This window comes from Mycobacterium sp. (assembly GCF_036490025.1).
In the GTDB taxonomy this organism is placed as follows: Bacteria; Actinomycetota; Actinomycetes; order Mycobacteriales; family Mycobacteriaceae; genus Mycobacterium.
Genome location: NZ_DASXEP010000140.1, coordinates 1 through 24001, shown reverse-complemented (window position 1 = coordinate 24001; position 24001 = coordinate 1). Strand labels below are relative to the sequence as shown.

Here is a 24001-nt window from a genome sequence, read left to right as displayed (position 1 = left end):
CGCAAGGCTTTTAGCGTCGAATTGCCCGCGACCAGGACGCCGCGAACTTGGAAACGCCGTCGTCTTCGAGCGCAGCGAACACGTTGGGCAGATCGATACCCACCGCCGTCAGCCGGTCGAACACCTCCTGCGCCTGCACCGCCTTGCCAGTAACGGTTTCACCGCGAATGACGCCGTGGTCGGCCACCGCCTCCAGCGTCGGTTCAGGAATGGTGCTGACCGTATTTGGTGCCACCAGTTCGGTGACGTACATGGTGTCGGGGTAGGCGGTGTTTTTTACTCCGGTGGAGGCCCATAGCGGGCGCTGGGTGCGTGCACCTGCAGCACGCAGCGCGGCGTAGCGTGGCTCGGATTCGAAGACCTGCTGATAGGCCGCGTAGGCCAATCGCGCGTTGGCGATGCCCGCCTGTCCCCGCAGTGTGAGTGCCTCATCGGTGCCGATCGCCTCGAGTCGCTTGTCGACTTCGGTGTCCACTCTGGACACGAAAAAAGACGCCACCGAATGGATTTGGGATAGGTCAGCGCCCGCGTGCTGGGCGGTTTCGAGACCGGCCAGGTACGCGTTCATCACCGCTCGGTGCCGTTGCACGGAAAAGATCAGCGTCACGTTGACAGAGACACCTTTGGCCAGCGCCGCCGTGATCGCGGGCAGGCCCGCCGCGGTGGCCGGTATTTTGATGAAAACGTTGGGCCGGTCGACGATTTTGGTCAACTCGACGGCCTGCGTCACTGTCGCGTCAGCGTCGTGGGCTAGCGCCGGGTCGACTTCAATGGAGACTCTTCCGTCGACGCCGTCGGAGGCCTCCCACCGCGGGCGCAGCACATCGCAGGCCGCCCGGACGTCGTCGGTGATCGCCGTGCGGACTGCGGTGTCGATGTCGGCACCGCGGGCCATAAGCTCCGCGATCTGGCCGTCATAGGCGCGGCCATCTGCAAGTGCGCGCTCAAAGGTGGACGGGTTAGTGGTCACGCCGACAACGCTTCTCGTGTCAATCAGTTGCCGAAGCTTGCCGGATTCGATCACGTTGCGGGACAACTCATCCAGCCACACCGACATCCCCGCCGCCGATAGTGCAGCCAGATTCGGGTTCTGCGTCATCGCGTCATCGCCGCTCGTCGATTGCTGGTCCGCGACAAAACCCATCCTGCGGTACATACGGCGGCATAGAGCACCAACGGCGCGTATCCGCTCAACAGCAGCTGCCGATCAGACGGAATTGTCGGGTCCCTGTCTTGTGTTACCGAGCCCATGTCGTTATTGGGTGGGCTTGGCATGCTCTGCGGTCGCTGCCCCCGCGCCGGAACCGTCACGGCGGTTGGATAACGCCCACTCGCGGCGGATGTAGTGGCAGGTATAGCCGGATGGGTAGCGTTGCAGGTAGTTCTGGTGCTCGGGTTCGGCTTCCCAAAACTCGCAGGCCGGGTTGACCTCGGTGACGACAGTGCCGGGCCACCGCCCCGAATCCTCGATGTGGGCGATGGTGTGCAGTGCGATCTGCTTCTGCTCGTCGTCCAGATAGAAAATTGCGGACCGGTAACTGGTTCCGACATCGTTGCCCTGACGGTTCTTGGTGGTCGGGTCGTGGATTTGAAAGAAGAACTCCAGCAGCGCCCGGTAATCGGTCTCGTCTGGGTCGTAAGTGATTTCGAGCGCCTCGGCGTGGCCGGGGTGATTGCGGTAGGTGGGATGCGTGTTGCTGCCGCCCGTGTAGCCGACACGGGTGGACACCACACCGGGCTGCTCGCGGAACAGGTCCTCCATGCCCCAAAAGCACCCGCCGGCGAGAATGGCGATCTTGTTGTGGTCGCTCATGATTGCTGCTCGCCTACGCTTTGGTGTTGCTCTGATACATCTTTCGTGAACAAGCGCAGATATTGCCCATAACCCTGGGCTTCCAGGTCATCGCGGTGGATGAATCGCAGCGATCCCGAGTTGATGCAGTAGCGCAAGCCGCCCGCCTCGCTTGGTCCGTCCGGGAATACGTGCCCCAAGTGGCTGTCGCCGTGGGCCGAACGCACCTCGACCCGATCCATGAAGTGGCTGCGGTCGCGGTTCTCAACAAGGCTGTCCGCGTTGATGGGCTGGGTGAAGCTGGGCCAGCCACTTCCGCTGTCGAACTTGTCCACCGATGCGAACAGCGGCTCGCCAGAAACAACATCAACATAGATGCCGGGTTCGTGGTTGTTACAGTACTCGCCGGTGAACGGAAGTTCCGTGCCGTTCTCCTGAGTGACGTGGTATTGCTCGGGGCTTAGCGCGTCGACCGCGGCAGGGTTCTTGCTGTATTGATGTGACACCTAGTCTCCTTCGTTCGCGCAGCCTTTGTGGTGATGCGCTTGGCATTTCGGTCCCGCGTTGGTTGTTGGGTTAATTGCGACCGGCCATGATGCCGCCGTCGACGTTGAGAATCGCGCCGGTGACCCAACTGGCCTCCTCAGAGAGCAGGTAGGTGACGGCGTTGGCGACGTCGGCGGGGGTCCCGACTCGTCCCAGCGGATGAAGCGGTGCGAAAGTATCGAGCGTGGCGTCGATCTCGTCCTTCGGGATGAAACCCTCGTAGAGCGGGGTCTTGACGACGGCCGGTGCCACCGCATTGACGCGGATCTTGTTCCCAGCAAGCTCGATGGCCAGGTTATGGGTCAGCGCGTGCAGGCCAGCCTTTTGCATCGAGTATCCCGACGACGGGGTCAGACCGATGGCCTGATGTGCCCACATGCTCCCGATATTGACGATTGCGCCACCCTCCCCGCGGGCGATCATGCCCCCGACAACGGTCTGCGTCAGGAAGAACAGCGCGTAATTGAGCTCCATGTACGAGTCATAAAACGCGGGATCGTATTCCAGAAACGGCTTGGGAACAAAGAATCCGGCCGCGTTGACCAGCAGTGTCGCGTCGCTGTGATGCTCGGAAAGCGCGCGCTGAACATCGGCGACCGCGCTGCGATCGGTCAACTCGGCAGTGATCCCCCAGGCTTGGCCACCCCCGCCGGTCAGTTCGGTCACGGTGTCATCGACACGCTCTTTCGACCGGCCGACGATCACCGCGCTGCCGCCGTGGCGCACGATATCAACGGCGACCTGCCGCCCCATGCCGGCACTGCCTCCGACGACGATGACTTTCTTGGAATTGAAGTGCATGGGGAGACCCTTCTGCTGATCATTCTCGATGAGTCCTGCTGGGCCATTTCCCGTTTGCCCAGCAAGAAGAGTTGTAGCTTTGGCGACGACACCCGGCGCGATGTATGTCGACGTTGAACTGGTATCAGCCTTCTGCCTGGCGGGGTGAGCTGTCATCACCCCAGCGTTGTTTCACCCGGGTGAGTTCTGGCGGGGCGCCGGGGCCAACTGCTGACACCCAGTGCCGTGTCGGTGTCCGTTGTCGATCACGCCGTGAGCAGCGCAGCTTCGCGACATCAACCGGGGCTGGGCGTCTTACGTCTGCAGCTGATCCTCAGGGACTGACCTTGGTGCTGATGAATGCACGCCGGGGCGCTACCATGCAGGTGACGCGCCGGAGACCCTGACCGATCCAAAAGTACTGAACTTCGCACTGGGTTATCTGCGCATGCTCGTCGCCGACCTGAAAACATAGCGGTGCTGCCCAAGCACCAATGATGTTGCCTTCAAAAGTATTTCGGCCAGCACCATGGGCACAGTTTTCACCGAACAGAGGTGAACTGCCGAGCGTTATGTCCGCTATGGTATTAAGCGCTAGTGCGACCCCCCACCGGTGCACAGGCCGGCTCTGGCAGATCCAAATCTGCTTTGCTCAGACGGTAGATCTCAAGGGTCAAGTTGTAGTACTTGTCGGTCTCACCGACCCATTCCATACCCACTCGCCGCGCCGTAGCCACCCCCCGACGATTGCCTGGCCGAACGACGGCGAAGACCTCATTGACACCAACATTTGTGAATGCTTGATGGGCCACCGCATGACCGGCTTCCGCGCCGTAACCGTGACCCCACAGCGTTGGCGCGACCTGCCATCCGATCTCGAGATCGGTGCGGCCAGGTGGAAGTGGAAGCAGTGCCACTCCCCCGATCAGGTCGCCAGACTCTCTATCGGTAATCGCCCATCGGCCCAAAGGCAGGCCGGCCGAGTCGCTTTCGGCGATCCATGCGTCCAAGAGTTGGCGCATAGATGCTTCGTCAGTGATCAACGGCAGCGCCGGACACAGCCAACGCGAAACCTCCGGCGCCCCGTATATCCCATAGGCGGCGAGGTCGTCGTCGAGCTGCCACGGACGCAACAGGAGCCGGGTCGTCAGGATGCGTGCCGTCTCAGGGTCCCATTCGACGTGGTGGTGCTCAACCATATCGCCTCCTGGGTTCCTGATGCACGTACTGGGACAAGTCACCCAAATTGTAGACCACCCGGTGCCGGTGGCGGCGGGCCCGCGGTCGTACCAGCTGTCAGGGACGTCGCGCTACAGTGATCTAAGCCGCGATCGCGGCATCCCGTCAGCCTCTCCAGCTCTGCTTCCATCCCGCGACACTGCGCCCCCATTCGGCGGAAAGACCCTACTCTGCAACGGCTTTCAGCGCCGCCACCCCCGTCATCGCTCAAACCGGACTCCGGCGGTATTTGGTCGGCGGTATTTGGTCGGCGGTGATCACACCTGCCTCGACTGCGTCCAGACAGGCACCGGACCAAACCCTCAGTTGCCATGTCGGACTCCAATAGCCCTACCGCCCACGACGTTTCGGGTTGTCGATGTTCGCGATGAGGTTTCAACGCCGTCATCCCAGATCGGATCCCAGTCACCGGTCCATTTGACGTCGTCCCGAACGGCGGGCGCGTCGATCCAACTCCGGAAGTGCGTCGGCGTAGTACGACTCCTCGAAGCCGGGCCGTACCAGCCGGTGAAGCGCAGATAACCACGCCCTCAAACGGCCGATCGCGCACTCAACTTGGGGTGGCGAAGGTAATGCCGCGACGGCGATCTTCGAGTTCAGCATCGGCCCATGTTGTGCCAGAAAAGCGCGCAGTAAGGCTGCGGTGTCGGCGGTGGTGGTTGACGAGCCGGGTCATTGGAGTCGGGTGCGCAGCCTGGTGGGGGCGGCGCAGGTGCTGGATCGTCGGCATAAGCCGGTGCCGTGATGCCTGCGAGTGACGCGGCGAGCAGCATCGCTGCGGCAGCGGGCTTCATGCGCCTTCACTTTCCTGCGACGACTCCCGGAACGACCGGGACGACGATGGGCCGCTGTCGTCGCGACGGGCGTTGTACCAGAATGCATTCATCGCAGTCATGGCGCTGTCGTGAGTGAGGAACCAATGCCCGTGTTGATTGACGAGCACGATGGGCTTGGCCTTGCTGACTTGATGAAACGACCCGGTGGTCGCCAAGGTGGCTCCCGCGAAATTGTTCGGTGCGGGCTGAATGTCGGTCACGACGAATGGCAGCGGCACGATGTGGACCGCGTCCATTCGGCGAAGATGATTATCAATCGTGCCAGCTTCGTCGGGCGAGAAACCGGGCGTGACCATGTCGCCCTTGTCGGCGGCGGGCTTATTCGGGTCAGTCAACTCGGCCATGATCGCGACCACCTGATCGACGGTGGGCACGGGGCCGGTGCAGGGGTCTTGGCCGGGGTCTCCGCAGTCTGCGTAAGCCGTTGCGGGAGAGGCGATCAGCGCCGCCATGAAGACCGTGATCGCGGCACCCGAGAGTTTCCTCACGGCGAAGCCGGTCCAGGTGCGTCGGGCGGCGGTAGAGCGTCACCCGGTTCATCGGGTACCCGTGGCTCGTTACCCGGTGGCCGTGGTGGTGGGGCATTTGGTGGTGGATCACAGCACGGCCAATAGAAATAGCCCGGTGGAGCATCGTATGGAACGTAGCCCCGTGGTAATACCCCTAGCATCCACATTGAGTCCATGCAGTACATCGGGACTCTGACGTTCGGATTGTCTCTGTAAGCCCTTGCGAGTCTGTGGCAATAGGAAGGTACGGCAACAACGGCTTGGGCACGGGGTGGCGCTGAAACCGAGAGCGTTACAGGCGCAGCTACCACGGCTATGGCTAGCAACGTGGCTCTGACGGCGGTCTTCATGCGCGGACGGTAACGCTGTTTGCTGTAAATCATCTGTGCGTCAACAGGTGCCGCCGCCGGGCTGGGTTTACAGCCCGATGGACGACAGCAGATCGACGAACGACGACGGATCAACTGCACTGGGCGCGTGTGTTCCGTCCCGCCGTCGCGAGGTGCCAAGGCACAGACGACTCGTTCCCCACCATCACACCGCACGATCTACGCCACACCGCAGCCAGTCTCGCCGTCAGTGTGCGGGCCAACGTGAAGGCCGTGCAGCGGATGCTGGGACACGCGAAGGCGTCGATGACTCTCGACACCTACGCCGACCTGTTCGACGAAGACCTCGACGAAGTTGCGGACCGCCTGAACGACGCCATCCGAGTTACTGCGGACGGCGGAAGTTCCCTAGCGGACCATATACGCCCTGAACTGCTCAAATTCTGTGGAGCTATGGGGAATCGAACCCCAGACCTACTCGATGCGAACGAGTCGCGCTACCAACTGCGCCATAGCCCCTGATCGCTAGCAGGCTACCAGTCGCGGTCGAAGCCGCCGAACTGCTATTGCCCGACCGCGCGCGGTAAGCCCCGGTCCCAGCCGTAATCACGGGCGTACGGCGCGTAGTCGAGATGCTCGAAGATCGGATCTTCGTCGTCGATCTCCAGAACCACGGCTCCGGGACGCCGCAACCGTGAGGGGACCACGTCGTACTCGCGGTCGTAAGTGTTCTCCACGCCCAGTTGCGACCGCGCCATCCGATGCATCCGGCGGCGCCGCACCCGCTCCTCGATCCGGGTCTGCCGGCGCAGGTAACCCAGATAGAGCACGGTCCCGACCGAGTTGATACCGCAGAACCACCACGCCGAGGAGGTCACCAGGAACGACATGGTGGCCGATCCGACCAGCGTCAGCGCCATCATCATCAGCACCCGCCTGCGGAATGCGTATTTGCGGGCACTGACCGCGGCGGCGGTGACGTCAGTGTCGTACCGATGCCGCCGCGCAAAAGCCGGCGTGGCGGTGGTCGGCAGCTCCTCGGCGACCGGTATCCCCGAGGTGTCGTCGACGTATTCGTACTGATCGGCGTCGTCGTCATCGTCGCCCTCGACGGCGAGGTTGCCCTCGGTGTCCGCGTCACCGGCGGTCTCGTCGTCAACGTCCGCACTCACGCTCGCCGGTAGCGCGGCGGCATCGGGGTCGATCACGTCGACGTCGAGATAGTCGGCAGCCGTCTCCTCGGCAGGCACCGCAGCCGCGACCGTCACGACGCGCGACGGCGACGCCTCCTCGGCGTCTTCCTCCTCGAGGTCCTCCTCGATCTCGTCCAACTCGTCGTCGTATTCGTCTTCCTCGGGTTGCCAGTCGGGATCGGTGCGATGGCCTGCCGCCGGCCCGGCACGCTTGATCAGCCGGGCGGCTGCCCTGCTGTTGAGCACGCGGGTCGCCAATGCCACGTCGCTGGTGCGCCGGACCGCGTCGCGCTTGCTGACCAGCATGGGAACCAGCACGAACAGCCAGAGCACTACGAGTGAAATCCACAACAACGATTGCGGGATGCTTGGCATGGTGACCCGCTCCTTTCCCCGCCAGGTAGACCTGTGGCCAGCGCGTCCGGCCGAGTGCTCGCTCAGATCAATTACACACCTGTAATTTACTCTGACAAGCATCATTAGCCACAAAAGCCACGTTCGTAACACGACACGCCGCGCGTTTTTCTCCTACTACACCCATTGCCCGCCTCCCCCTCGCGCCGCAAGCAGCGCATCGTCGCCGGGCTACACCCAGCCGGCGTGGCCGTCGCGCACCAGCGTCGACGCCACCGACCCGTAAATCTCCTCGATCGTCAGTCCCACCAGCAGGTGGTCCCGCCAGCCGCCGTCGACTTGGAGATAGCGGCGCAGCAGCCCCTCGTCACGAAACCCGACCTTTGCCAGCACGGCCCGGCTCGCCGCATTCTCCGGCCGAACAGTGGCTTCGACGCGGTGCAACCTGACCGGTCCGAAGCAATGATCAAGACCAAGCGCCAGTGCCCCGGTGGCGACCCCGCCGCCGGTCACCGAGCTGGACACCCAGTAGCCGATCCAGGCCGACCGCAATGCCCCGTGCGTGACGTTCCCGATCGTCAGCTGCCCGCAGAACTCGCGGTTCAACTCGATTGCATACGGCAGCATCCGGCCTTTTCGAGCCTCTGCCCGCAAGCTCGCGCACAACGCGGGCCATGCCGAAATCGAGTGTCGCGCAGTCCAATCGATCTCAGTGCTGGGCTCCCACGGCTCCAGATGCGCGCGGTCGGCCAACCTCGAACGACTCCAGTGCGCGGCATCGCGCAGACGCACCGGACGCAGTCGGACTACCCCGGCGGCTACCCGCAGCGGTCCCACCGCCGCCGGCCAGCCGGGGTGATGGGAATTGGAGGACCACAGGTTCACGAGCCGATGCCACCGGGCCGTTCAGCCACGCTGAGCCAGAAACGCGACGTCGACGATCTCGCCGGTGCGGATCTGCTCTGCCTCGCGGGGCACCACGACCAGACAGTTCGCCTCAGCCAGCGTTGCCAACAAGTGCGACGAAGCCCCCGGCGCCCCCCCCAACGCCTGCACGAGGTATTCGCCGGTGTCCTGATCGCGCATCAGCTGCCCACGCAGAAAGCCTTTACGGCCGGCCACCGAAGTGATCGGCGACAGCGCGCGTGCCTGCACGACCCGGCGCATCGGCTGCCGCTTGCCCAGCGACAGCCGGATCAGTGGCCGGACCATCACCTCGAAGACCACCAGCGCGCTGACCGGGTTGGCGGGCAACAGGAATGTCGGCACACCGTCGCGGCCCAACTGCCCGAAGCCCTGCACGGAGCCGGGATGCATCGCGACCCGGGTGACTTCCATTTCGCCGAGCTCGGAGAGCACCGAACGCACCGCCTCGGCGGCCGCGCCGCCGACCGCGCCGGCGATCACCACGATCTCGGCGCGGTTGACCTGACCCTCGACGACTTCGCCGAGTTCTCGTGCGTCGCTGCTGACGATGCCGACCCGGTTCACCTCGGCGCCCGCATCCCGGGCGGCGGCCGCCAGCGCATACGAGTTGACGTCGTAAACCTGTCCGTTGCCGGGCGTGCGCGAGATGTCGACCAGCTCGCCGCCCACCGCCAGCACCGACACTCGCGGACGCGGATGCACCAGTACCCGGTCACGCCCCACCGCGGCCAGCAGCCCGACCTGCGCGGCGCCGATGATCGTCCCGGCCCGCACGGCGACGTCACCGGGCTGCACGTCATCGCCAGTGCGCCGCACGTAGGCGCCCGACCGCACTCCACGCAGCACCCGCACCCGCGACTGCCCGCCGTCAGTCCACCGCAACGGCAGCACCGCGTCGGCCAGCGTCGGTAGCGGAGCACCGGTCTGCACGCGCGCGGCCTGCCCGGGCTGCAGCCTGCTCGGTGTCCGCGTGCCGGCCTGGATGTCGCCCATCACCGGCAAGGTCACCCCGTCGCGACCGGGCGACGATCCGCCCGCCTCGCCCTCGACCCCGGTCAGCACCCGCAGATCGTCGTCGGCGTGATCGGACGGATCACTGTCTCCGACACCGAGGACGTCGACGCTACGAACCGCGTAGCCGTCGATCGCGGCCTGGTCGAAGCCGGGCAGCGGTCGCTCTGTCACGACTTCTTCGGCACACAGCAGCCCCTGTGCCTCGGCGATCGCGACCCGCACCGGCCTCGACGCCACCGCGGCGGCCGATACCCGGGCTTGTTGCTCTTCCACCGAACGCACAGCGCGCCTTTCTGCCGTCGAGGTGCGACGGACCCGGCCGCTACTTTTCGGCCAGACCCAGTCGAGTCACCAGCCAGCGCCGAAGGTCCGGCCCGTAGTCGTCACGGTCCAAGGCAAAGTCAACCGCAGCCTTGAGGTAGCCGCCGGGATTTCCCAAGTCGTGTCGGGAGCCACGGTGGACGACGACATGCACCGAGTGCCCCTCTTTGATCAGCAAAGCGATTGCGTCGGTCAGCTGCATCTCACCGCCCGCACCGCGCTGAATGCGTTGCAACGCATCGAAGATGGCGCGGTCCAGGACATAACGGCCGGCCGCCGCGTACAGCGACGGCGCGTCTTTGGCCCTCGGCTTTTCCACCATGCCGTTGACCTTCAGCACGTCTTCGTCGGCGCCGGCCACCGTCTCGACATCGAAAACGCCGTAGGCGCTGACCTCGTCGGGCGTCACCTCGATCGCACACAACACCGTGCCGCCGAATTGCGCGCGCACTTTCGACATGGTCTCCAGCACGCCGGTTGGCAGCACCAGGTCGTCGGGCAGCAGCACCGCGACCGCGTCCTCGTCGGCCCACAGCACCGGCTCCACACAGCTGATCGCGTGTCCCAGCCCCAGTGGCTCCGTCTGCACGACGGACTCGACCTTGATCAGCCCCGGCGCCCGACGGACCTTGGCCAGCAGGCCCTTCTTGCCCCGGGCCTCCAATGTGCCCTCCAGCACCAGGTCTTCGACGAAATGCGCGACGACACCGTCCTTGCCCTCTGAGGTGATGATGACCAGCCGTTCGGCGCCGGCCGCCGCGGCCTCGGCGGCCACCAACTCGATACCGGGCGTGTCGACGACGGGCAGTAGCTCCTTGGGCACGGTCTTGGTCGCGGGCAGGAAACGGGTGCCCAGACCGGCCGCCGGCACGATCGCCGTACGCGGAACCGAAACCTCTGAGGCTGCCATCGTTGAAACCATATCGTTGACCTTGTGGCGAGCGCGGGCAAGGCCGCATTGCGAGAACGGCTGTTGGCAGCTCGTCGTTCGGTTTCTGACGACGCCCACGCGCAAGAGGCGCGATCTTTGGCCGATCATGTCGAGGCGTTGGCGACCAGCGGCGGCACGGTCTGCGCCTACGTACCGGTGGGTGCGGAACCGGGTTCCGCCGAGATACTGGATGTCTTGCTCCGACAAGTGGACCGGCTGCTGCTGCCGGTCGCGCGCACCACCGCCGACGACGACGCGCTGGCTTTGCAGTGGGGTGCATACCGGCCCGGGCACCTGGTGACCGGGCGGTTCGGACTGCTCGAACCGCCCGAGCCGTGGCTACCGGCGACGGCGGTGGCCGAGGCGAACGTCGTGCTTGTTCCGGCGCTGGCGGTCGACCGGTCGGGGGCACGGCTGGGCCGTGGCCGCGGCTTCTATGACCGCACGCTCGTTCTGCGCGATCCCCAGACCCGGTTGATCGCGGTGGTCCGCGACGAGGAGTTGCTCGACGAGGTACCCCACGAGCCTCACGACGTGCCGATGACACATGCCCTCACCCCGGGGCGCGGCCTGGTCGAACTGACCGCGGTTGACCCCGGTTAGCAGTCCCGCAGCACCCGCCGCATCGCGTCCTTCTCCTTGCCCGACACCCTCAGCCGGTAGTCGGTCTTGACCTCGACCTGGCGGGCGACGAACGCGCATCGAAACGCCGCGTTCGGCGGCAGCCACGACGCGGCATCGCGGAAAGCCTTGTCGAAGTTGGCCTGACCGGCCACGGCCAGCAGGTTGCGCGGGTCGTTGGCGAAGTCGCGGCGGCGCTGGTCGTCCCAAACCCGGGCGCCCTTGTACCAAGCGTCGGATAACGCCACCACGTGGTCGATCTGCACGGCCGGCGAGGTGTCGGGGCCGCGAACGAAGTCGATGGTCGCTCCGGTGTAGGGATCGTGCAGGATGCCTCGCTGCGCGAAGCAGGTTCCGGGGCGTACCTGCAGGTCGGCCAGGTCCCGGCGCAGGATGTCGTCGCGGGTATTGCAGCCGTTGTGCCCGAATTGGACGTTGACGTCGTCGCTCCACGGCTCGCCGAACCGGAAGCGACTGAAATCGTGCACCCGGTCCCAGCCCCGGACCGCCAGCGCCTCCATCTGATGCCGCACGGTGTCGTAGGTCGGTGTGGCCGTCGGCGACGGCCCTGCGCCGGGTTGTGGGCTTCTCGCGTCGCGGAAATACTGCCAGCCGACGGCTACGGCGATCGCGAGGATGATGAGGACTGCCAATGCATCCCGGGATCGGCTGCAGGTTCTCACGCGTCGTGTCATACGGATCCCATCAGCAGGCGATGGCACGCGCAACACTGTCAGCGTGGATGCCGGCGCGGCCACGAGACCAACGAAAAGAGCCGTGCCCGCTCACTACAGAGCGGGCACGGCCTTCTTGTCTCGTGGGGTCGGTCAGACTGCCCGAACTTTACTGGCCTGCGGACCCTTGGCGCCCTCAGTGACCTCGAACTCCACCTTCTGGTTCTCCTCGAGGCTGCGGAAGCCGCCGCCATCGATCTCGGAGTAGTGCACGAAGACGTCCGGGCCCTCTTCGGGCGCGATGAAACCGAAGCCCTTTTCGGCGTTGAACCACTTCACAGTTCCCTGTGCCATTTGTTTCTCCTTTGTCAGAGATACCGGTCCGCGCCATGCGCACCGGCGGCCGAATGATCAGACGGCTGCTTCTGGCTTGCCCTGCAAGGAGAAAGAGACGCCCGCACCAAGTTTCTGCGCGAGCGTGTATGGAACACGAACACTTAGAATTTCGACTCGCTTAATACTACGCGATCTCCGGAGGAAGTGTTTACGGGCCTTCGCGGGGGGCGGCCCTGGGTGACGGTCGGCGTGCGGTGAGCGGTGCGCCGTCGACATGACGCGCTGGGCGAGACCGGTCATGCCGGGCGGGAATGACACGCGCCACATGGCGGTTTTAGCACTTGAGATTGTAGAGTGCTAAGCGTTTAGACCATCACGGAGGTTTTTGTGCCGACTTACAGCTATGCGTGCACCGAGTGCGCCAATCGCTTCGATGTGGTGCAGGCTTTCAGCGACGATGCCCTGACCACGTGCAAGGAGTGCTCGGGCCGGCTGCGCAAACTGTTCGGTTCCGTCGGCGTGGTGTTCAAGGGCAGCGGGTTCTACCGCACCGACAGCCGCGAGTCGGCGAAGACCTCGACTAACGGCTCGGCCAAGTCGAACTCCGAGGGGTCTGGCTCGAGCGAGAAGTCCGGCTCGTCGGAGAAGTCCGGCTCGAGCGACAAGTCCGGCTCGCCGGAGAAGTCGAGCTCATCGAGCGAGAAGTCCGATTCGACATCGTCGGCGAAGTCGGCCGCCACCACCTCCAGCTAGCCGGGTTATCCACAAGCGGCTGTTCGGCGGCCGCACGCACCTCCCCGCCGCGTTTACCGTTGTCGCGTGCGGGATTCCCCGAAAACACTGAATTCGCCGCTGCCGGCTCGGATTTCGCAGTGGTTGCGCCCAGACTGGTCCCGAACGGTGCTGGCGCGGCGGATTATCGCCGGCGCCCTGGTGGTGCTGGCCGGCATTGCGGCGTTGCGGCCCGACCCGGACGGCGACCGCGCGCACGTCGTAGTGGCCGCGCATGACCTCAGTCCGGGCGCCGAGTTGACCACCGGCGACCTTCGGCTCGAAACACGTTTGCTCTCAACGGTTCCCGACGGATCGCAATCCGAGGTTGCCTCGGTTGTCGGTTCTACGCTGGCGGGACCGGCACGGCGCGGCGAAGTGCTCACCGACGTACGCCTGGTGGGCCGTCGCCTCGCCGAATCGGCTGCCGGCCCCGACGCCCGGATAGTGCCCGTGCATCCGGCGGACAGCGCACTGATCGACCTGGTTCGACCGGGCGATGTCGTCGACGTGGTGGCCGCGTCGGAGAACAGCTCGCAGGCCACTCCGCATGTCGTCGCCACTGATGCGATCGTGGTCTCGGTCTCGGCGAAGCAGAAGGCTCAGGCCGGGACCAACGAGCGCGTGGTGCTGGTCGCGCTGCCCGCGGTCTCGGCCAACATGGTGGCCGGGGCCGCCCTAGTGCAGACCGTGACCCTCACCCTGCACTGAGCGGTTGCCGAGCTATTTCAGGCCGCGGCCGGCTGGTCGCTGGTGCAGTACTTGCACTTATGCGCGGCCTCGGGGATGTCGGAGCAGCATTGCGAACATGCCTTGGTCGCCGGCGCCTCACCGAACACGGTGACCCCGCGGCGTTTCTGGATCTGCCGATAGGGCACCACGATCGCAAAGTAGACGGTGCTCATGAAGACCACGAAGTAGATGATCGCACCGATGAACGAGCCGACGTCGATGAACGTTGTCTTGTTGCCCGCGTCGCCCAGCTGATAGCCCAATCCGAGCGCGGCATGGGGCTGGGCAGCCGCCACCAACGGATTGATCACGGTTTCGGTAAAGGACTTGACCAGATTCGAAAAAGCTAGGGCCACAACCAAACCGACGGCGACGGTAATGACGTCTTCGCGCATCACGAAATTCTTGAAACCCTTTAACACCCGAGCCAACCTCCTGTGAGCAGGAATTAACAGGGCGACGCAAGATCACCCTGAAACGACGTTAGGACTGCACATCGACATTCGCGCCATTTGCGGCGAATTAGTCATGCAAGGGTGTTCATGCCGTGACATCGGCGGACCCCAATTGGCTCAAATATGGTGCGGCGGCACGTTGTCCCGCAGCCACTGCTCACGATCTTCGGCATCTCGACTCGCATGCGGATCGCGCTCGTCTGCCGACTCTTGCGGTAGCTCGGTCCCGAACACCCGGTGAATCGCGCCCGGGTCGTCGCCGGCCGGTTTCGTCAGCGTCATATCTCCAGGCTGGAGAGCTGGCCGATGATCTGGGTCGCCAGTGGATTGAGCGTCGCCATACCGTCGCGCACCGCATATCGCGAACCCGCGAGGTTGACCACCAACGTGCTGCCGGAGATGCCCGCGAGACCGCGTGACAAGCCCGCTTCGATGATGCCTGCGGACAGCCCCGACGCTCGGATTGCTTCGGCAATCCCGAGAACTTCGCGGTCCAGGATGTCCACCGTCGCTTCCGGCGTGACATCGCGAGGGGTCACCCCGGTGCCGCCGACCGACACCACCAGGTCAACTCCCCCGATCACGGCGGTGTTGAGTGCGTTGCGGATCTCTACCTCGTCGGCCGCGACGGCCACTACGCCGTCGACCACGAACCCGGCCTCGGTGAGCAACTCGGTGACCAACGGACCGCTGTGGTCCTCGTCCCCGTGCGCAGTCCGATCGTCGACAACGACGACAAGTGCCCTGCCCACCAAGTCCGCGCGCTCTTCCATGGTTGCAACCGTATATCTGGCGTCCGACCACGGCGCGGCGGCACTCATCACTGCTGGGCCTTGCCCAACGTGACCTGGACCTTCCGGGTGTCACCGGACGAATCCTTGAAGGTAAGCGTCACCTTGTCGCCCGGCGCCTTGGATCGCACCGCGGCAACCAACGCGTCGGCGCTGTTGACCGTCCGGTCGTCGACCTTGGTGACCACCACGTTGCCGGGCATGCCGGCGGCTGCCGCGGCACCATTGGGCACCACCTCGACGACTTTGGCGCCGGGCGTCTCCTTGTCGTTGGTGACCTGCACGCCCAACGAGGCGTGCGACGCGGTGCCCGAACTGATCAACTCGTCAGCGATGCGCTTGGCCTGGTCGACCGGGATGGCAAAGCCGAGCCCGATCGAGCCGCTCTGCGCGTCCGGCGAGTCACCGCCGAGGGTGGCGATCGCGGAGTTGACGCCGACCAGCTGTCCGCTCATGTTGACCAACGCGCCCCCGGAGTTACCGGGGTTGATCGCGGCGTCGGTCTGAATGGCGTCGAGCACGGTGTTCTGGTTGCCCGTCTCACCGGTCGTCGAGACCGGCCGATTGAGCGCGCTGACGATACCGGTGGTCACCGTGCCTTCGAGGCCGAGTGGTGAACCGACCGCCATCACCGGCTGGCCCACTCGCAAGTTGGCCGACGACCCCAGGCTGATCGGTGTCAGCCCCGAAATGCCTTGCACGCGAACCACTGCGATGTCGGTGGTGGGATCGGCACCGAGAACGGTGAACGGCGCGGTGCGCCCGTCGGAGAACGTCACCGTGGTCTTCGGCTTGGCGCCGGGAGGGGGAGCCTGGTCAGGATCCGGGCCTCCGCCGCCGCCCTCGTCGGGGGGCCGGTCGGGCCGTTCGCGCGGCGCCGGCGCATGACCGGGATTGGCCGCCGTCGCGACGACGTGATTATTGGTCAGGATCAAGCCGTCCGAGGACAAGATGATGCCGGAGCCCTCCTCGGATGCACGGCCGAGGTTGGTCTCGAGCATGACGACGCTGGGCACCACTTTGGAGGCGATCTGCTCGACACTGCCGATCGGCGGATTCGACGCCGGCACGCCGGGCGTCGCACCACCCGGCAGCGCCCCGTCGGCGATGGACGTCAGCTGCCCGTGGTGCTCGATCACCGACGCGGCCGCGCCGCCGATACCGGCCGACACCACCGCGACCGCCACTGCGCCAATGGTCAATGCGCCTGCGCGGGAACGCTTTCGGGGCGCGGTCAACGACGGCGGTGGGCCACCGGCGGAATGCCCGGCCTGACCGCCGGCGAAGGGACCATAGGGCTGCCGGTATTGCGGCTGCTGACCGTAACGCCAGTCGTAGCCCGGTGGATAGGTTTGCTGCTGCCCATGGCCGGAATGACCTGTGGCCCCACGTTGGTCGGGCACCGGACGGTATCCGTGCTGCTGCGGCGGTGGCGAATACCTCGGGTGATTCGTCATGTCGCTAGGTCGCTCTTTTCTTCCGCACTGGGTTCAGACTCAAACAAGTAGTGGACTATTACCTTGCCTGCGTGGTCTGAGATTCGACTGAGATAACGTTCGCTGGACCTGGAGAGTTCCCCGGAGTTGACGAGCCGGAAACATACGCATCATCTACCCCGTCTGCGGGATACTCGGACACCGCTATCGGCTGTCCCGGCAGCAAGACATAAATCGAGGTGCCCGGCGGCTGGCCGCCCTCAACGGTGTCTTCGACGCGTAGCGCCCCGCCGTGTTTGAGCACCACCTGCTTGACGATTGCCAGACCCAGACCCGAACCGGGCATCGCGCGCGCCGTGGTCGAGCGGAAGAACCGCTCGAAGACCAGTGCGCGCTCATGCTCCGGGATCCCCGGCCCATGGTCGGACACCACCAGCTCGGCGTGCGAGGCGTTCAGCTGCCGGAGCCGGACGCCGACGTGCTGGCCGGACGGGCTCCACTTGGCCGCATTGTCCATCAGGTTCAGCACCGCCCGCGACAGACCCGCCGAGTCCCCGTGGACCTGCCAGGGCACCACCTCGACGTCGAACTCAACGTCGTTGCGGCGCCGACGAACTCGCTCCAGAGACCGATCGATCACCTCGCTCATGTCCACCGGCTCGTGCACTACTTCGCCGGCGTCGCCACGGGTGAGGTCGACCAAATCGCCTACCAGCGTGGACAATTCCTCGATCTGCGCGATCACGTCGGCCCGCAGGTCGACCATCTCCTGCTCGGGCAGCGGCGGCGCGCCCGGTTGCATCGACGCCATCAGCAGTTCGACATTGGTGCGAAGCGACGTCAGCGGGGTCCGCAACTCGTGACCGGCATCGGCGACCAATCGGGTCTGACGTTCCCGAGACTCGGCCAGCGCCCGCAGCATCATGTTGAATGCCTCAGTGAGCCTTGCCAATTCGTCGCTGCCGTAGACAGGTATCGGCCGCAAGTCGTCGGTGCGCGCCACCCGTTCGGCCGCCCCGGTCAGGCGTCCGACCGGACGTAGCCCGGCCTGGGTGACCATGCCGCCGGCGACCGCGGCCACTGCCATACCGACCCCCCCGACGATGACCAGCACCCAGCGCAGCTTGGTCATCACGGCATCGGTCGGAGCCAGGCTCTTGGAGATCAGCAGCGAGCTGCCGTTCGGCAGATGCACGGCCAGGACCCGCTGATTGGCGACCGTGCGCCGGGACATGAACAGGTCGCCCCGGATGACTGCCTTCTCGGGTTGTCCGACCGGTAGCGTCTGACCCTCCTGGTTAGCGGTGAAGATCGACCGGCCGGGAGTCACCAGCATCGCGTTGACTTCCGAATACGCCGTGCCCTCAATGGCTTTGGCCGGATCGGCGGCCAACGATCCGCTGGCGATCAGAAGCTGAGCCCGGCTCTGCAGCTGGTTGTCGATGTCTTTGTAGAGCGCCGCGGAGATCACCGCATACACCGCGACGGCCATCAGGATGACGACCATGGCCACCATCGACATGGCCAGCAACATCACCCGCCACCGCAGCGACAGCGAAGTGCTGGCCCGCAGCGGAACTCGGCGCCGCCGACGCAACAGCGTTTTCAGGGGCATCAGGGAGGTGTTTCGCGAAGCACGTAACCAACGCCTCGCACGGTGTGGATCAGCCGCGGTTCGCCGTTGGCCTCGGTCTTGCGACGCAGGTATCCGACGTATACCTCCAGCGCATTGCCCGACGTGGGGAAGTCGAAACCCCACACCTCCTCGAGAATGCGGCTGCGGGTCAATACCCGTCGCGGATTGGCGATCAGCATTTCCAGCAAAGCGAATTCGGTGCGGGTCAGGCTGATCTGGCGTTGCCCTCGGGTGACTTCCCGAGTCACCGAATCCAAGGTGAGGTCAGCGAACGTCATCGCCACGGATTCGGTCGCATCTTCAATTCGGGTGCGACGCAGCAGCGCCCGCATCCGCGCCAAAAGCTCTTCGAGTGCGAATGGCTTGGGCAGATAATCGTCGGCGCCGGCGTCGAGGCCGGCGACCCGCTCGGAGACCGTGTCGCGGGCGGTCAGCACCAGGATCGGCAGATCATCCCCGGTGCTACGTAGCTGCCTGCACACCTCCAGGCCGTCCAGCCGCGGCATCATGACATCGAGTACGACCCCGTCGGGCCGGTCGGCGGCAATCATCTCAAGGGCCTCGACGCCATCTTCTGCCAACGCAACCGAGTAGCCATTAAAGGAAAGCGACCTACGCAGTGACTCACGCACTGCGCGGTCGTCGTCAACGACAAGGATTCGCACGGCCACCAGTTTTATCCAATCGCCTGAGAACGCGCTGAGAGGTCGGCAAAACGGACTGCCGCAAATTGCCCGGGGTTTTGCCGGGAGACAATGCGCACGCCAAAGAAGTTAGCGCCGGTCGAGGTCGATCAGACCGAGGCGCGCCGCCTTCAGCAGCCGGCGGGGCACCTTGTGTTGCTTGCCGGCCACGGTCACGCCGACCAGCTCTGGCTTGTCAGCCTTCCACTGCGCGCGCCGGCTCCGGGTGTTCGCGCGCGACATCCTGCGCTTTGGCACAGCCATGATCGGGCCTTACTCCTGGTAGGGGGTCGCCGCGGACGAAGTCGCGGCAAAGCGACGGTTGGACCAATGGTAGTCGGTGACCTGCTGCTGGCAAAAATCGGCCCTCGAATGCGCCGAGTCCCGGAGGCATCCTTGACGTGACACCGACGGCACCGGCTAACCTACCGGTTGGTTGGTACGTCCGGCTGTCGGCTGGGAGGAGGGCGACACGCGTGGCGCCGGTTCGGATCGGAAACTGCTCGGGGTTCTACGGCGACCGGCATTCCGCTATGCGCGAAATGCTGGTCGGTGGCCGGCTCGACTACCTGACTGGTGACTACCTGGCCGAGCTGACCATGCTCATTCTCGGCCGGGACCGGATGAAACATCCCGAGCGCGGCTACGCCAAGACCTTCCTCACCCAACTCGAGGAATGCCTGGGGCTGACGCAGGACCGCGGGGTACGCATCGTCACCAACGCCGGGGGCCTGAACCCCGCCGGTCTCGCCGACGCGGTGCGCGCTCTCGCGGAGCGCCTGGGCGTGCCCGTCCGGGTCGCCCACGTCGACGGTGACGACCTGTCCCCCTGCGCCGAAGAACTCGGGCTGGGCAAGCCGCTGACGGCCAACGCCTACCTGGGTGCCTGGGGCATCGTGGACTGCCTGAACGACGGCGCCGACATCGTCGTCACCGGCCGGGTGACCGATGCATCGGTGACCGTCGGGCCCGCGGCCGCACACTTCGGCTGGGCGCGGACCGACTACGACCGCCTGGCCGGTGCGGTGGTCGCCGGCCACGTCATCGAATGCGGCATCCAGGCCACCGGCGGCAACTTCTCGTTTTTCACCGAGGTGCCCGGCCTGAGCTACGCCGGCTTCCCGTTGGCCGAGATCGACGCCGACGGCTCGTCGGTGATCACCAAGCACCCCGGCACCGGCGGTCTGGTCAGCGTCGACACCGTCACCGCGCAGCTGCTCTACGAGATCACCGGCGCCCGCTACGCCAACCCGGACGCCACGGCGCGGATGGACACCATCGAGTTGTCCGCCGAAGGACCCGGTCGGGTGCGGATCAGCGGTGTGACCGGTGAACCGCCGCCGCCGACCTTGAAGGTGTCGCTGAACAGCATCGGCGGGTTTCGCAACGCGATGACGTTCGTGTTGACCGGCTTGGACATCGAGGCCAAGGCGGAGCTGGTGCGACACCAGCTGGAGGATGCACTCAGCGTCAAACCCGCCGAGTTGGAATGGACACTGGCCCGCACCGATCACGCCGACGCCGACACCGAAGAAGCGGCCAGCGCCCTGCTTCGCTGCGTGGTCCGCGACCCGGACCCGGCCAATGTCGGACGCCAGTTCTCCTCGGCCGCAGTGGAATTGGCCCTCGCCAGCTATCCGGGCTTCACCGTCACCGCACCGCCCGCCGACGGCCAGGTGTACGGGGTATACACGCCGGGCTATGTCGACGCCGACAAGGTGCCGCACACCGCCGTCCACTCCGACGGCACCCGCGTCGAGATCCCCTGCGCCGCCGACACTCTCGTACTGGAGCCGGCCGATGCACCGCCGCCGCCCGAGCCGTTGCCTGCTGCGGGGCCGAGACAGCGGGTGCCGCTGGGCCGCGTCGCCGGCGCGCGCAGCGGCGACAAGGGCGGCTCGGCCAACGTCGGGGTGTGGGTACGCACCGACGACCAGTGGCGCTGGCTGGCCAACACGCTGACTGTCGAGCTGCTCAAGCAGCTGCTGCCCGAGACCGCCGACCTGCCGGTGACCCGGCATCTGCTGCCCAACCTGCGCGCGGTCAACTTCGTCATCGAGGAGATCCTCGGCCAGGGAGTCGCCTACCAGGCGCGATTCGATCCCCAGGCCAAAGGGCTGGGTGAATGGCTGCGCAGCCGCCATGTCGACATTCCAGCAGTGTTGCTGTGAGAGAAAGGCTGTCGTGAACATCTGGACCACGCCGGAGCGCGAGGCGCTCCGCAAGACCGTGCGCTCGTTCGCCGAACGGGAGATCCTGCCGCACGTCGACGAGTGGGAACACAGCGGTGAGTTGCCGCGCGACTTGCACCGCCGTGCCGGCCAGGCGGGCCTGCTGGGCGCCAACTTCCCCGAGGAGGTCGGCGGCGGGGGCGGTGACGGCGGCGACGCGGTGATTGTGTGCGAAGAGCTGCACCAGGCCGGCGTGCCCGGCGGCGTGTTCGCGTCATTGTTCACCTGCGGCATCGCCGTGCCGCACATGATCGCCTCCGGCGACGCGCGGCTGATCGAGGAGTTCGTGCGGCCGACGCTGGCCGGTGAGCTGATCGGTTCACTGGCCATCACCGAGCCCGGCGGCGGCTCCGACGTCGGGCACCTGCGCACCATGGCGACGCGTTCGGGCGACCAGTACGTCGTCAACGGCGCCAAGACCTACATCACCTCCGGGGTTCGGGCCGACTATGTCGTGACCGCGGTGCGCACCGGCGGCCCTGGCGCGGCCGGTGTTTCGTTGCTGCTCGTCGAGAAGGGCACGCCCGGTTTTCAAGTGACCCGAAAGCTGGACAAGATGGGTTGGCGGTCCTCGGACACCGCGGAGTTGTCCTATGTCGACGCGGCCGTGCCCGCAGCCAACCTGGTCGGCGCCGAGAACAGTGGCTTCGCCCAGATCGCGCAGGCCTTCGTCGCAGAGCGCATCGGCCTTGCCGCGCAGGCATATTCGAGTGCGCAACGATGTCTGGACATCACCGTGCAGTGGTGCCGAGACCGGGAGACGTTCGGCCGGCCGCTGATCTCCCGGCAATCGGTCCAGAACACGCTGGCCGAGATGGCCCGTCGGATCGATATCGCCCGCGTCTATTCCCGCCACGTCGTGGAGTGCCAGCTGGCCGGCGAAACCAATCTGATCGCGCAGGTGTGCTTCGCCAAGAACACCGCTGTCGAGGCCGGCGAGTGGGTGGCGCACCAAGCCGTGCAGCTGTTCGGCGGCATGGGATACATGTCCGAGTCCGAGGTCGAACGCCAATACCGCGACATGCGAATCCTGGGTATCGGCGGCGGGACTACCGAGATTCTGACGTCGCTGGCCGCCAAAGCCCTGGGATTCCAGTCATGACCGTGTTGAATTCCACACTCGACCCAAAAGCCGACACCTTTACCGCTGCAGCCGACGCGGCGACGTCTCGGCTCGAGGAGATCGACACCGAGCTGGCCAAGGCGCTGGCCGGTGGTGGCGCCAAATATGTTGAACGTCACCACGATCGCGGCAAGTTGACCGCTCGCGAGCGCATCGAGCTGCTGGTCGATCCGGACTCCCCGTTCCTGGAACTGAGCCCGCTGGCGGCCTACGGCAGCGCCTTCCAGATCGGTGCCAGCACGGTAGTGGGCATCGGTGCGGTGAGCGGCGTGGAATGCCTGATCGTCGCCAACGACCCGACGGTCAAGGGCGGCACGAGCAATCCGTGGACCCTCCGAAAAATACTGCGGGCCAACCAGATCGCTTTCCAGAACCGGTTGCCGGTCATTTCGTTGGTGGAATCTGGCGGTGCGGACCTGCCGACCCAGAAGGAGATCTTCGTCCCCGGCGGGCAGATGTTCCGCGACCTGACCCGGCTGTCGGCGGCCGGAATCCCCACCATCGCTCTCGTCTTCGGAAACTCCACCGCCGGTGGGGCCTACATACCCGGCATGTCCGACCACGTCGTGATGATCAAAGAGCGCTCGAAGGTCTTCCTGGCCGGGCCACCGCTGGTGAAGATGGCCACCGGCGAGGAATCCGACGACGAGTCACTGGGCGGCGCCGAAATGCACTCCCGGGTGTCGGGTTTGGCTGATTACTTTGCCGTTGACGAACTCGACGCCATCCGCATCGGGCGGCGCATCGTGGCGCGGCTGAACTGGACCAAGGAAGGACCCGCACCCGCGCCGGTGACCGAACCGCTGTTCGACGCCGAGGAGCTGATCGGCATCGTGCCGGCCGACCTGCGCATCCCGTTCGACCCGCGGGAAGTGATCGCCCGCATCGTCGACGGCTCCGAGTTCGATGAGTTCAAAACCATGTACGGCTCGTCGCTGGTCACCGGCTGGGCCCGGCTGCACGGCTACCCGCTGGGCATCCTGGCCAATGCCCGCGGCGTGCTGTTCAGCGAAGAGTCGCAGAAAGCCACCCAGTTCATTCAGTTGGCGAACCGGTCGAGCACGCCATTGTTGTTCCTGCACAACACCACTGGATACATGGTCGGCAAGGACTACGAGGAAGGCGGCATGATCAAGCACGGCTCGATGATGATCAACGCCGTGTCCAATTCAACGGTCCCGCATATCTCGCTGCTGATCGGTGCGTCCTACGGCGCCGGCCACTACGGTATGTGCGGCCGGGCCTACGACCCGCGCTTCCTGTTCGCCTGGCCCAGCGCCAAGGCCGCCGTGATGGGCGGCGCTCAACTGGCCGGCGTGCTGTCGATCGTGAGCCGGGCCGCTGCCGAGGCACGCGGCCAGAAAGTCGACGAAGAAGCCGACGCGGCTATGCGGGCCGCCGTCGAAGGCCAGATCGAGGCCGAGTCGCTCCCGCTGGTGCTGTCGGGGATGCTCTACGACGACGGGGTGATCGACCCGCGCGATACCCGCACCGTGTTGGGAATGTGTTTATCCGCCATCGCCAATGGCCCGATCAAGGGGACGTCGAACTTCGGCGTCTTCCGGATGTGACGCTCATGGGGATAACCCGAGTTCTGGTTGCCAATCGCGGCGAGATCGCCCGACGGGTATTCGCGACGTGCCGCACTCTGGGCCTGGGCACCGTCGCGGTCTACACCGACCCGGACGCCGCCGCTCCGCATGTCGCCGAGGCCGATGCCCGGGTGCGGCTGCCCAAGACC

At 65.5% G+C, this 24001-nt stretch carries 26 protein-coding genes, 1 tRNA gene and 1 pseudogene; 8 read left to right on the top strand and 20 right to left on the bottom strand.

The window, feature by feature from the left end; all coding sequences use genetic code 11:
- Positions 1 to 10 precede the first annotated feature (10 nt).
- The 6 genes from tal to VGG53_RS15775 all read right to left on the bottom strand — a co-directional run bounded on the left by tal (position 11) and on the right by VGG53_RS15775 (position 5645).
- On the bottom strand, positions 11 to 1099 hold the full coding sequence (gene tal, locus VGG53_RS15800) for a transaldolase (protein WP_331519012.1): 1089 nt from the start codon (positions 1097 to 1099) through the stop codon (positions 11 to 13).
- Between the two features lie 156 nt (positions 1100 to 1255).
- Positions 1256 to 1813 (bottom strand): peptide-methionine (S)-S-oxide reductase MsrA, encoded by a 558-nt coding sequence (gene msrA / locus VGG53_RS15795; RefSeq protein ID WP_331519001.1) that lies wholly within the window; start codon positions 1811 to 1813, stop codon positions 1256 to 1258.
- Positions 1810 to 2298: a peptide-methionine (R)-S-oxide reductase MsrB gene (gene msrB / locus VGG53_RS15790; protein ID WP_331519000.1), complete on the bottom strand. Its 489-nt coding sequence runs from the start codon at positions 2296 to 2298 to the stop codon at positions 1810 to 1812. The genes msrA and msrB overlap by 4 nt, the downstream gene beginning before the upstream one ends.
- Before the next feature lie 70 nt (positions 2299 to 2368).
- Positions 2369 to 3139: an SDR family NAD(P)-dependent oxidoreductase gene (locus tag VGG53_RS15785; RefSeq protein ID WP_331518999.1), complete on the bottom strand. Its 771-nt coding sequence runs from the start codon at positions 3137 to 3139 to the stop codon at positions 2369 to 2371.
- A gap of 566 nt (positions 3140 to 3705) precedes the next feature.
- Positions 3706 to 4317: a GNAT family N-acetyltransferase gene (locus tag VGG53_RS15780; protein ID WP_331518998.1), complete on the bottom strand. Its 612-nt coding sequence runs from the start codon at positions 4315 to 4317 to the stop codon at positions 3706 to 3708.
- 830 nt (positions 4318 to 5147) lie between these two features.
- Positions 5148 to 5645: a hypothetical protein gene (locus VGG53_RS15775; protein WP_331518997.1), complete on the bottom strand. Its 498-nt coding sequence runs from the start codon at positions 5643 to 5645 to the stop codon at positions 5148 to 5150.
- 536 nt (positions 5646 to 6181) lie between these two features.
- On the opposite strand from VGG53_RS15775, the pseudogene VGG53_RS24055 reads away from it, so the two are divergent.
- Positions 6182 to 6358, top strand: a pseudogene (locus VGG53_RS24055) (tyrosine-type recombinase/integrase); the annotation flags it as partial.
- Between the two features lie 119 nt (positions 6359 to 6477).
- Here VGG53_RS24055 and VGG53_RS15770 read toward each other — a convergent pair.
- From VGG53_RS15770 to VGG53_RS15750, 5 genes are all read right to left on the bottom strand, one after another.
- Positions 6478 to 6550 (bottom strand) — tRNA-Ala (locus tag VGG53_RS15770).
- Positions 6551 to 6594: 44 nt separating this feature from the next.
- Entirely contained in the window at positions 6595 to 7599 is a 1005-nt protein-coding gene (gene glpR / locus VGG53_RS15765) for a gephyrin-like molybdotransferase receptor GlpR (protein ID WP_331518996.1), read from the bottom strand.
- 210 nt (positions 7600 to 7809) lie between these two features.
- Positions 7810 to 8463 carry a GNAT family protein gene (locus VGG53_RS15760; protein WP_331518995.1) on the bottom strand — a complete coding sequence of 218 codons (654 nt, stop codon included), beginning with the start codon at positions 8461 to 8463 and terminating at the stop codon, positions 7810 to 7812.
- A 21-nt stretch (positions 8464 to 8484) separates the two neighbouring features.
- The gene (glp, locus tag VGG53_RS15755) at positions 8485 to 9801 is read right to left on the bottom strand and encodes a gephyrin-like molybdotransferase Glp (protein ID WP_331518994.1); all 1317 of its coding nucleotides are present in this window, start codon (positions 9799 to 9801) and stop codon (positions 8485 to 8487) included.
- A gap of 40 nt (positions 9802 to 9841) precedes the next feature.
- Complete coding sequence (locus tag VGG53_RS15750) at positions 9842 to 10750, bottom strand: UTP--glucose-1-phosphate uridylyltransferase (protein WP_331518993.1); 909 nt, start codon at positions 10748 to 10750, stop codon at positions 9842 to 9844.
- Positions 10751 to 10774: 24 nt separating this feature from the next.
- Between VGG53_RS15750 and VGG53_RS15745 the strand changes: the two genes are divergently transcribed.
- Positions 10775 to 11374 (top strand): 5-formyltetrahydrofolate cyclo-ligase, encoded by a 600-nt coding sequence (locus tag VGG53_RS15745; RefSeq protein ID WP_331518992.1) that lies wholly within the window; start codon positions 10775 to 10777, stop codon positions 11372 to 11374.
- Here VGG53_RS15745 and VGG53_RS15740 read toward each other — a convergent pair.
- Together VGG53_RS15740 and VGG53_RS15735 are read right to left on the bottom strand one after the other, a co-directional pair.
- Positions 11371 to 12075, bottom strand: a complete 705-nt coding sequence (locus VGG53_RS15740; protein ID WP_331518991.1) for an HNH endonuclease family protein — start codon at positions 12073 to 12075, stop codon at positions 11371 to 11373. The genes VGG53_RS15745 and VGG53_RS15740 overlap by 4 nt on opposite strands.
- 144 nt (positions 12076 to 12219) lie before the next feature.
- Complete coding sequence (locus VGG53_RS15735) at positions 12220 to 12420, bottom strand: cold-shock protein (protein ID WP_331518990.1); 201 nt, start codon at positions 12418 to 12420, stop codon at positions 12220 to 12222.
- Between the two features lie 369 nt (positions 12421 to 12789).
- On the opposite strand from VGG53_RS15735, the gene VGG53_RS15730 reads away from it, so the two are divergent.
- Both VGG53_RS15730 and VGG53_RS15725 read left to right on the top strand, forming a co-directional pair.
- On the top strand, positions 12790 to 13155 hold the full coding sequence (locus VGG53_RS15730) for an FmdB family zinc ribbon protein (protein WP_331518989.1): 366 nt from the start codon (positions 12790 to 12792) through the stop codon (positions 13153 to 13155).
- A gap of 66 nt (positions 13156 to 13221) precedes the next feature.
- Complete coding sequence (locus VGG53_RS15725) at positions 13222 to 13884, top strand: SAF domain-containing protein (RefSeq protein ID WP_331518988.1); 663 nt, start codon at positions 13222 to 13224, stop codon at positions 13882 to 13884.
- Positions 13885 to 13901: 17 nt separating this feature from the next.
- On the opposite strand, the gene VGG53_RS15720 is transcribed toward VGG53_RS15725, so the two are convergent.
- The 7 genes from VGG53_RS15720 to rpmF all read right to left on the bottom strand — a co-directional run bounded on the left by VGG53_RS15720 (position 13902) and on the right by rpmF (position 19170).
- Positions 13902 to 14327, bottom strand: a complete 426-nt coding sequence (locus VGG53_RS15720; RefSeq protein ID WP_331518987.1) for an MscL family protein — start codon at positions 14325 to 14327, stop codon at positions 13902 to 13904.
- 150 nt (positions 14328 to 14477) lie between these two features.
- On the bottom strand, positions 14478 to 14642 hold the full coding sequence (locus VGG53_RS15715) for a hypothetical protein (RefSeq protein ID WP_331518986.1): 165 nt from the start codon (positions 14640 to 14642) through the stop codon (positions 14478 to 14480).
- Positions 14639 to 15181: a MogA/MoaB family molybdenum cofactor biosynthesis protein gene (locus VGG53_RS15710; RefSeq protein WP_331518985.1), complete on the bottom strand. Its 543-nt coding sequence runs from the start codon at positions 15179 to 15181 to the stop codon at positions 14639 to 14641. The genes VGG53_RS15715 and VGG53_RS15710 overlap by 4 nt, the downstream gene beginning before the upstream one ends.
- Positions 15181 to 16608, bottom strand: coding sequence for a S1C family serine protease (locus VGG53_RS15705; protein WP_331518984.1), 1428 nt, complete (start codon positions 16606 to 16608; stop codon positions 15181 to 15183). Before VGG53_RS15705 ends, VGG53_RS15710 begins: the two co-directional genes overlap by 1 nt.
- Positions 16609 to 16666: 58 nt before the next feature.
- Positions 16667 to 18202, bottom strand: coding sequence for a HAMP domain-containing sensor histidine kinase (locus tag VGG53_RS15700; protein ID WP_331518983.1), 1536 nt, complete (start codon positions 18200 to 18202; stop codon positions 16667 to 16669).
- Positions 18202 to 18888, bottom strand: a complete 687-nt coding sequence (locus VGG53_RS15695) for a response regulator transcription factor (RefSeq protein WP_331519011.1) — start codon at positions 18886 to 18888, stop codon at positions 18202 to 18204. The genes VGG53_RS15700 and VGG53_RS15695 overlap by 1 nt, the downstream gene beginning before the upstream one ends.
- Positions 18889 to 18996: 108 nt before the next feature.
- Positions 18997 to 19170 (bottom strand): 50S ribosomal protein L32, encoded by a 174-nt coding sequence (gene rpmF / locus VGG53_RS15690; RefSeq protein ID WP_331518982.1) that lies wholly within the window; start codon positions 19168 to 19170, stop codon positions 18997 to 18999.
- Positions 19171 to 19382: 212 nt separating this feature from the next.
- Here rpmF and VGG53_RS15685 point away from each other — a divergent pair, with 212 nt between their 5' ends.
- From VGG53_RS15685 to VGG53_RS15670, 4 genes are all read left to right on the top strand, one after another.
- The gene (locus VGG53_RS15685; protein ID WP_331518981.1) at positions 19383 to 21077 is read left to right on the top strand and encodes an acyclic terpene utilization AtuA family protein; all 1695 of its coding nucleotides are present in this window, start codon (positions 19383 to 19385) and stop codon (positions 21075 to 21077) included.
- 13 nt (positions 21078 to 21090) lie between these two features.
- Entirely contained in the window at positions 21091 to 22239 is a 1149-nt protein-coding gene (locus VGG53_RS15680) for an acyl-CoA dehydrogenase family protein (RefSeq protein WP_331518980.1), read from the top strand.
- A gap of 2 nt (positions 22240 to 22241) precedes the next feature.
- Positions 22242 to 23831: an acyl-CoA carboxylase subunit beta gene (locus VGG53_RS15675; RefSeq protein WP_331519010.1), complete on the top strand. Its 1590-nt coding sequence runs from the start codon at positions 22242 to 22244 to the stop codon at positions 23829 to 23831.
- A gap of 5 nt (positions 23832 to 23836) precedes the next feature.
- Positions 23837 to 24001, top strand: a 165-nt coding sequence (locus VGG53_RS15670) for a biotin carboxylase N-terminal domain-containing protein (protein ID WP_331519009.1), incomplete at its 3' end; no start/stop codon positions are given.

Coding starts and splice junctions, on each gene's coding strand:
- tal (WP_331519012.1), bottom strand. CDS start 1,099: ATGACGCAGAACCCGAATCTGGCTGCACTATCGGCGGCGGGGATGTCG.
- msrA (WP_331519001.1), bottom strand. CDS start 1,813: ATGAGCGACCACAACAAGATCGCCATTCTCGCCGGCGGGTGCTTTTGG.
- VGG53_RS15785 (WP_331518999.1), bottom strand. CDS start 3,139: ATGCACTTCAATTCCAAGAAAGTCATCGTCGTCGGAGGCAGTGCCGGC.
- VGG53_RS15780 (WP_331518998.1), bottom strand. CDS start 4,317: ATGGTTGAGCACCACCACGTCGAATGGGACCCTGAGACGGCACGCATC.
- VGG53_RS15775 (WP_331518997.1), bottom strand. CDS start 5,645: ATGGCGGCGCTGATCGCCTCTCCCGCAACGGCTTACGCAGACTGCGGA.
- glpR (WP_331518996.1), bottom strand. CDS start 7,599: ATGCCAAGCATCCCGCAATCGTTGTTGTGGATTTCACTCGTAGTGCTC.
- VGG53_RS15750 (WP_331518993.1), bottom strand. CDS start 10,750: ATGGCAGCCTCAGAGGTTTCGGTTCCGCGTACGGCGATCGTGCCGGCG.
- VGG53_RS15735 (WP_331518990.1), bottom strand. CDS start 12,420: ATGGCACAGGGAACTGTGAAGTGGTTCAACGCCGAAAAGGGCTTCGGT.
- VGG53_RS15715 (WP_331518986.1), bottom strand. CDS start 14,642: ATGACGCTGACGAAACCGGCCGGCGACGACCCGGGCGCGATTCACCGG.
- VGG53_RS15710 (WP_331518985.1), bottom strand. CDS start 15,181: ATGAGTGCCGCCGCGCCGTGGTCGGACGCCAGATATACGGTTGCAACC.
- VGG53_RS15705 (WP_331518984.1), bottom strand. CDS start 16,608: ATGACGAATCACCCGAGGTATTCGCCACCGCCGCAGCAGCACGGATAC.
- VGG53_RS15700 (WP_331518983.1), bottom strand. CDS start 18,202: ATGCCCCTGAAAACGCTGTTGCGTCGGCGGCGCCGAGTTCCGCTGCGG.
- rpmF (WP_331518982.1), bottom strand. CDS start 19,170: ATGGCTGTGCCAAAGCGCAGGATGTCGCGCGCGAACACCCGGAGCCGG.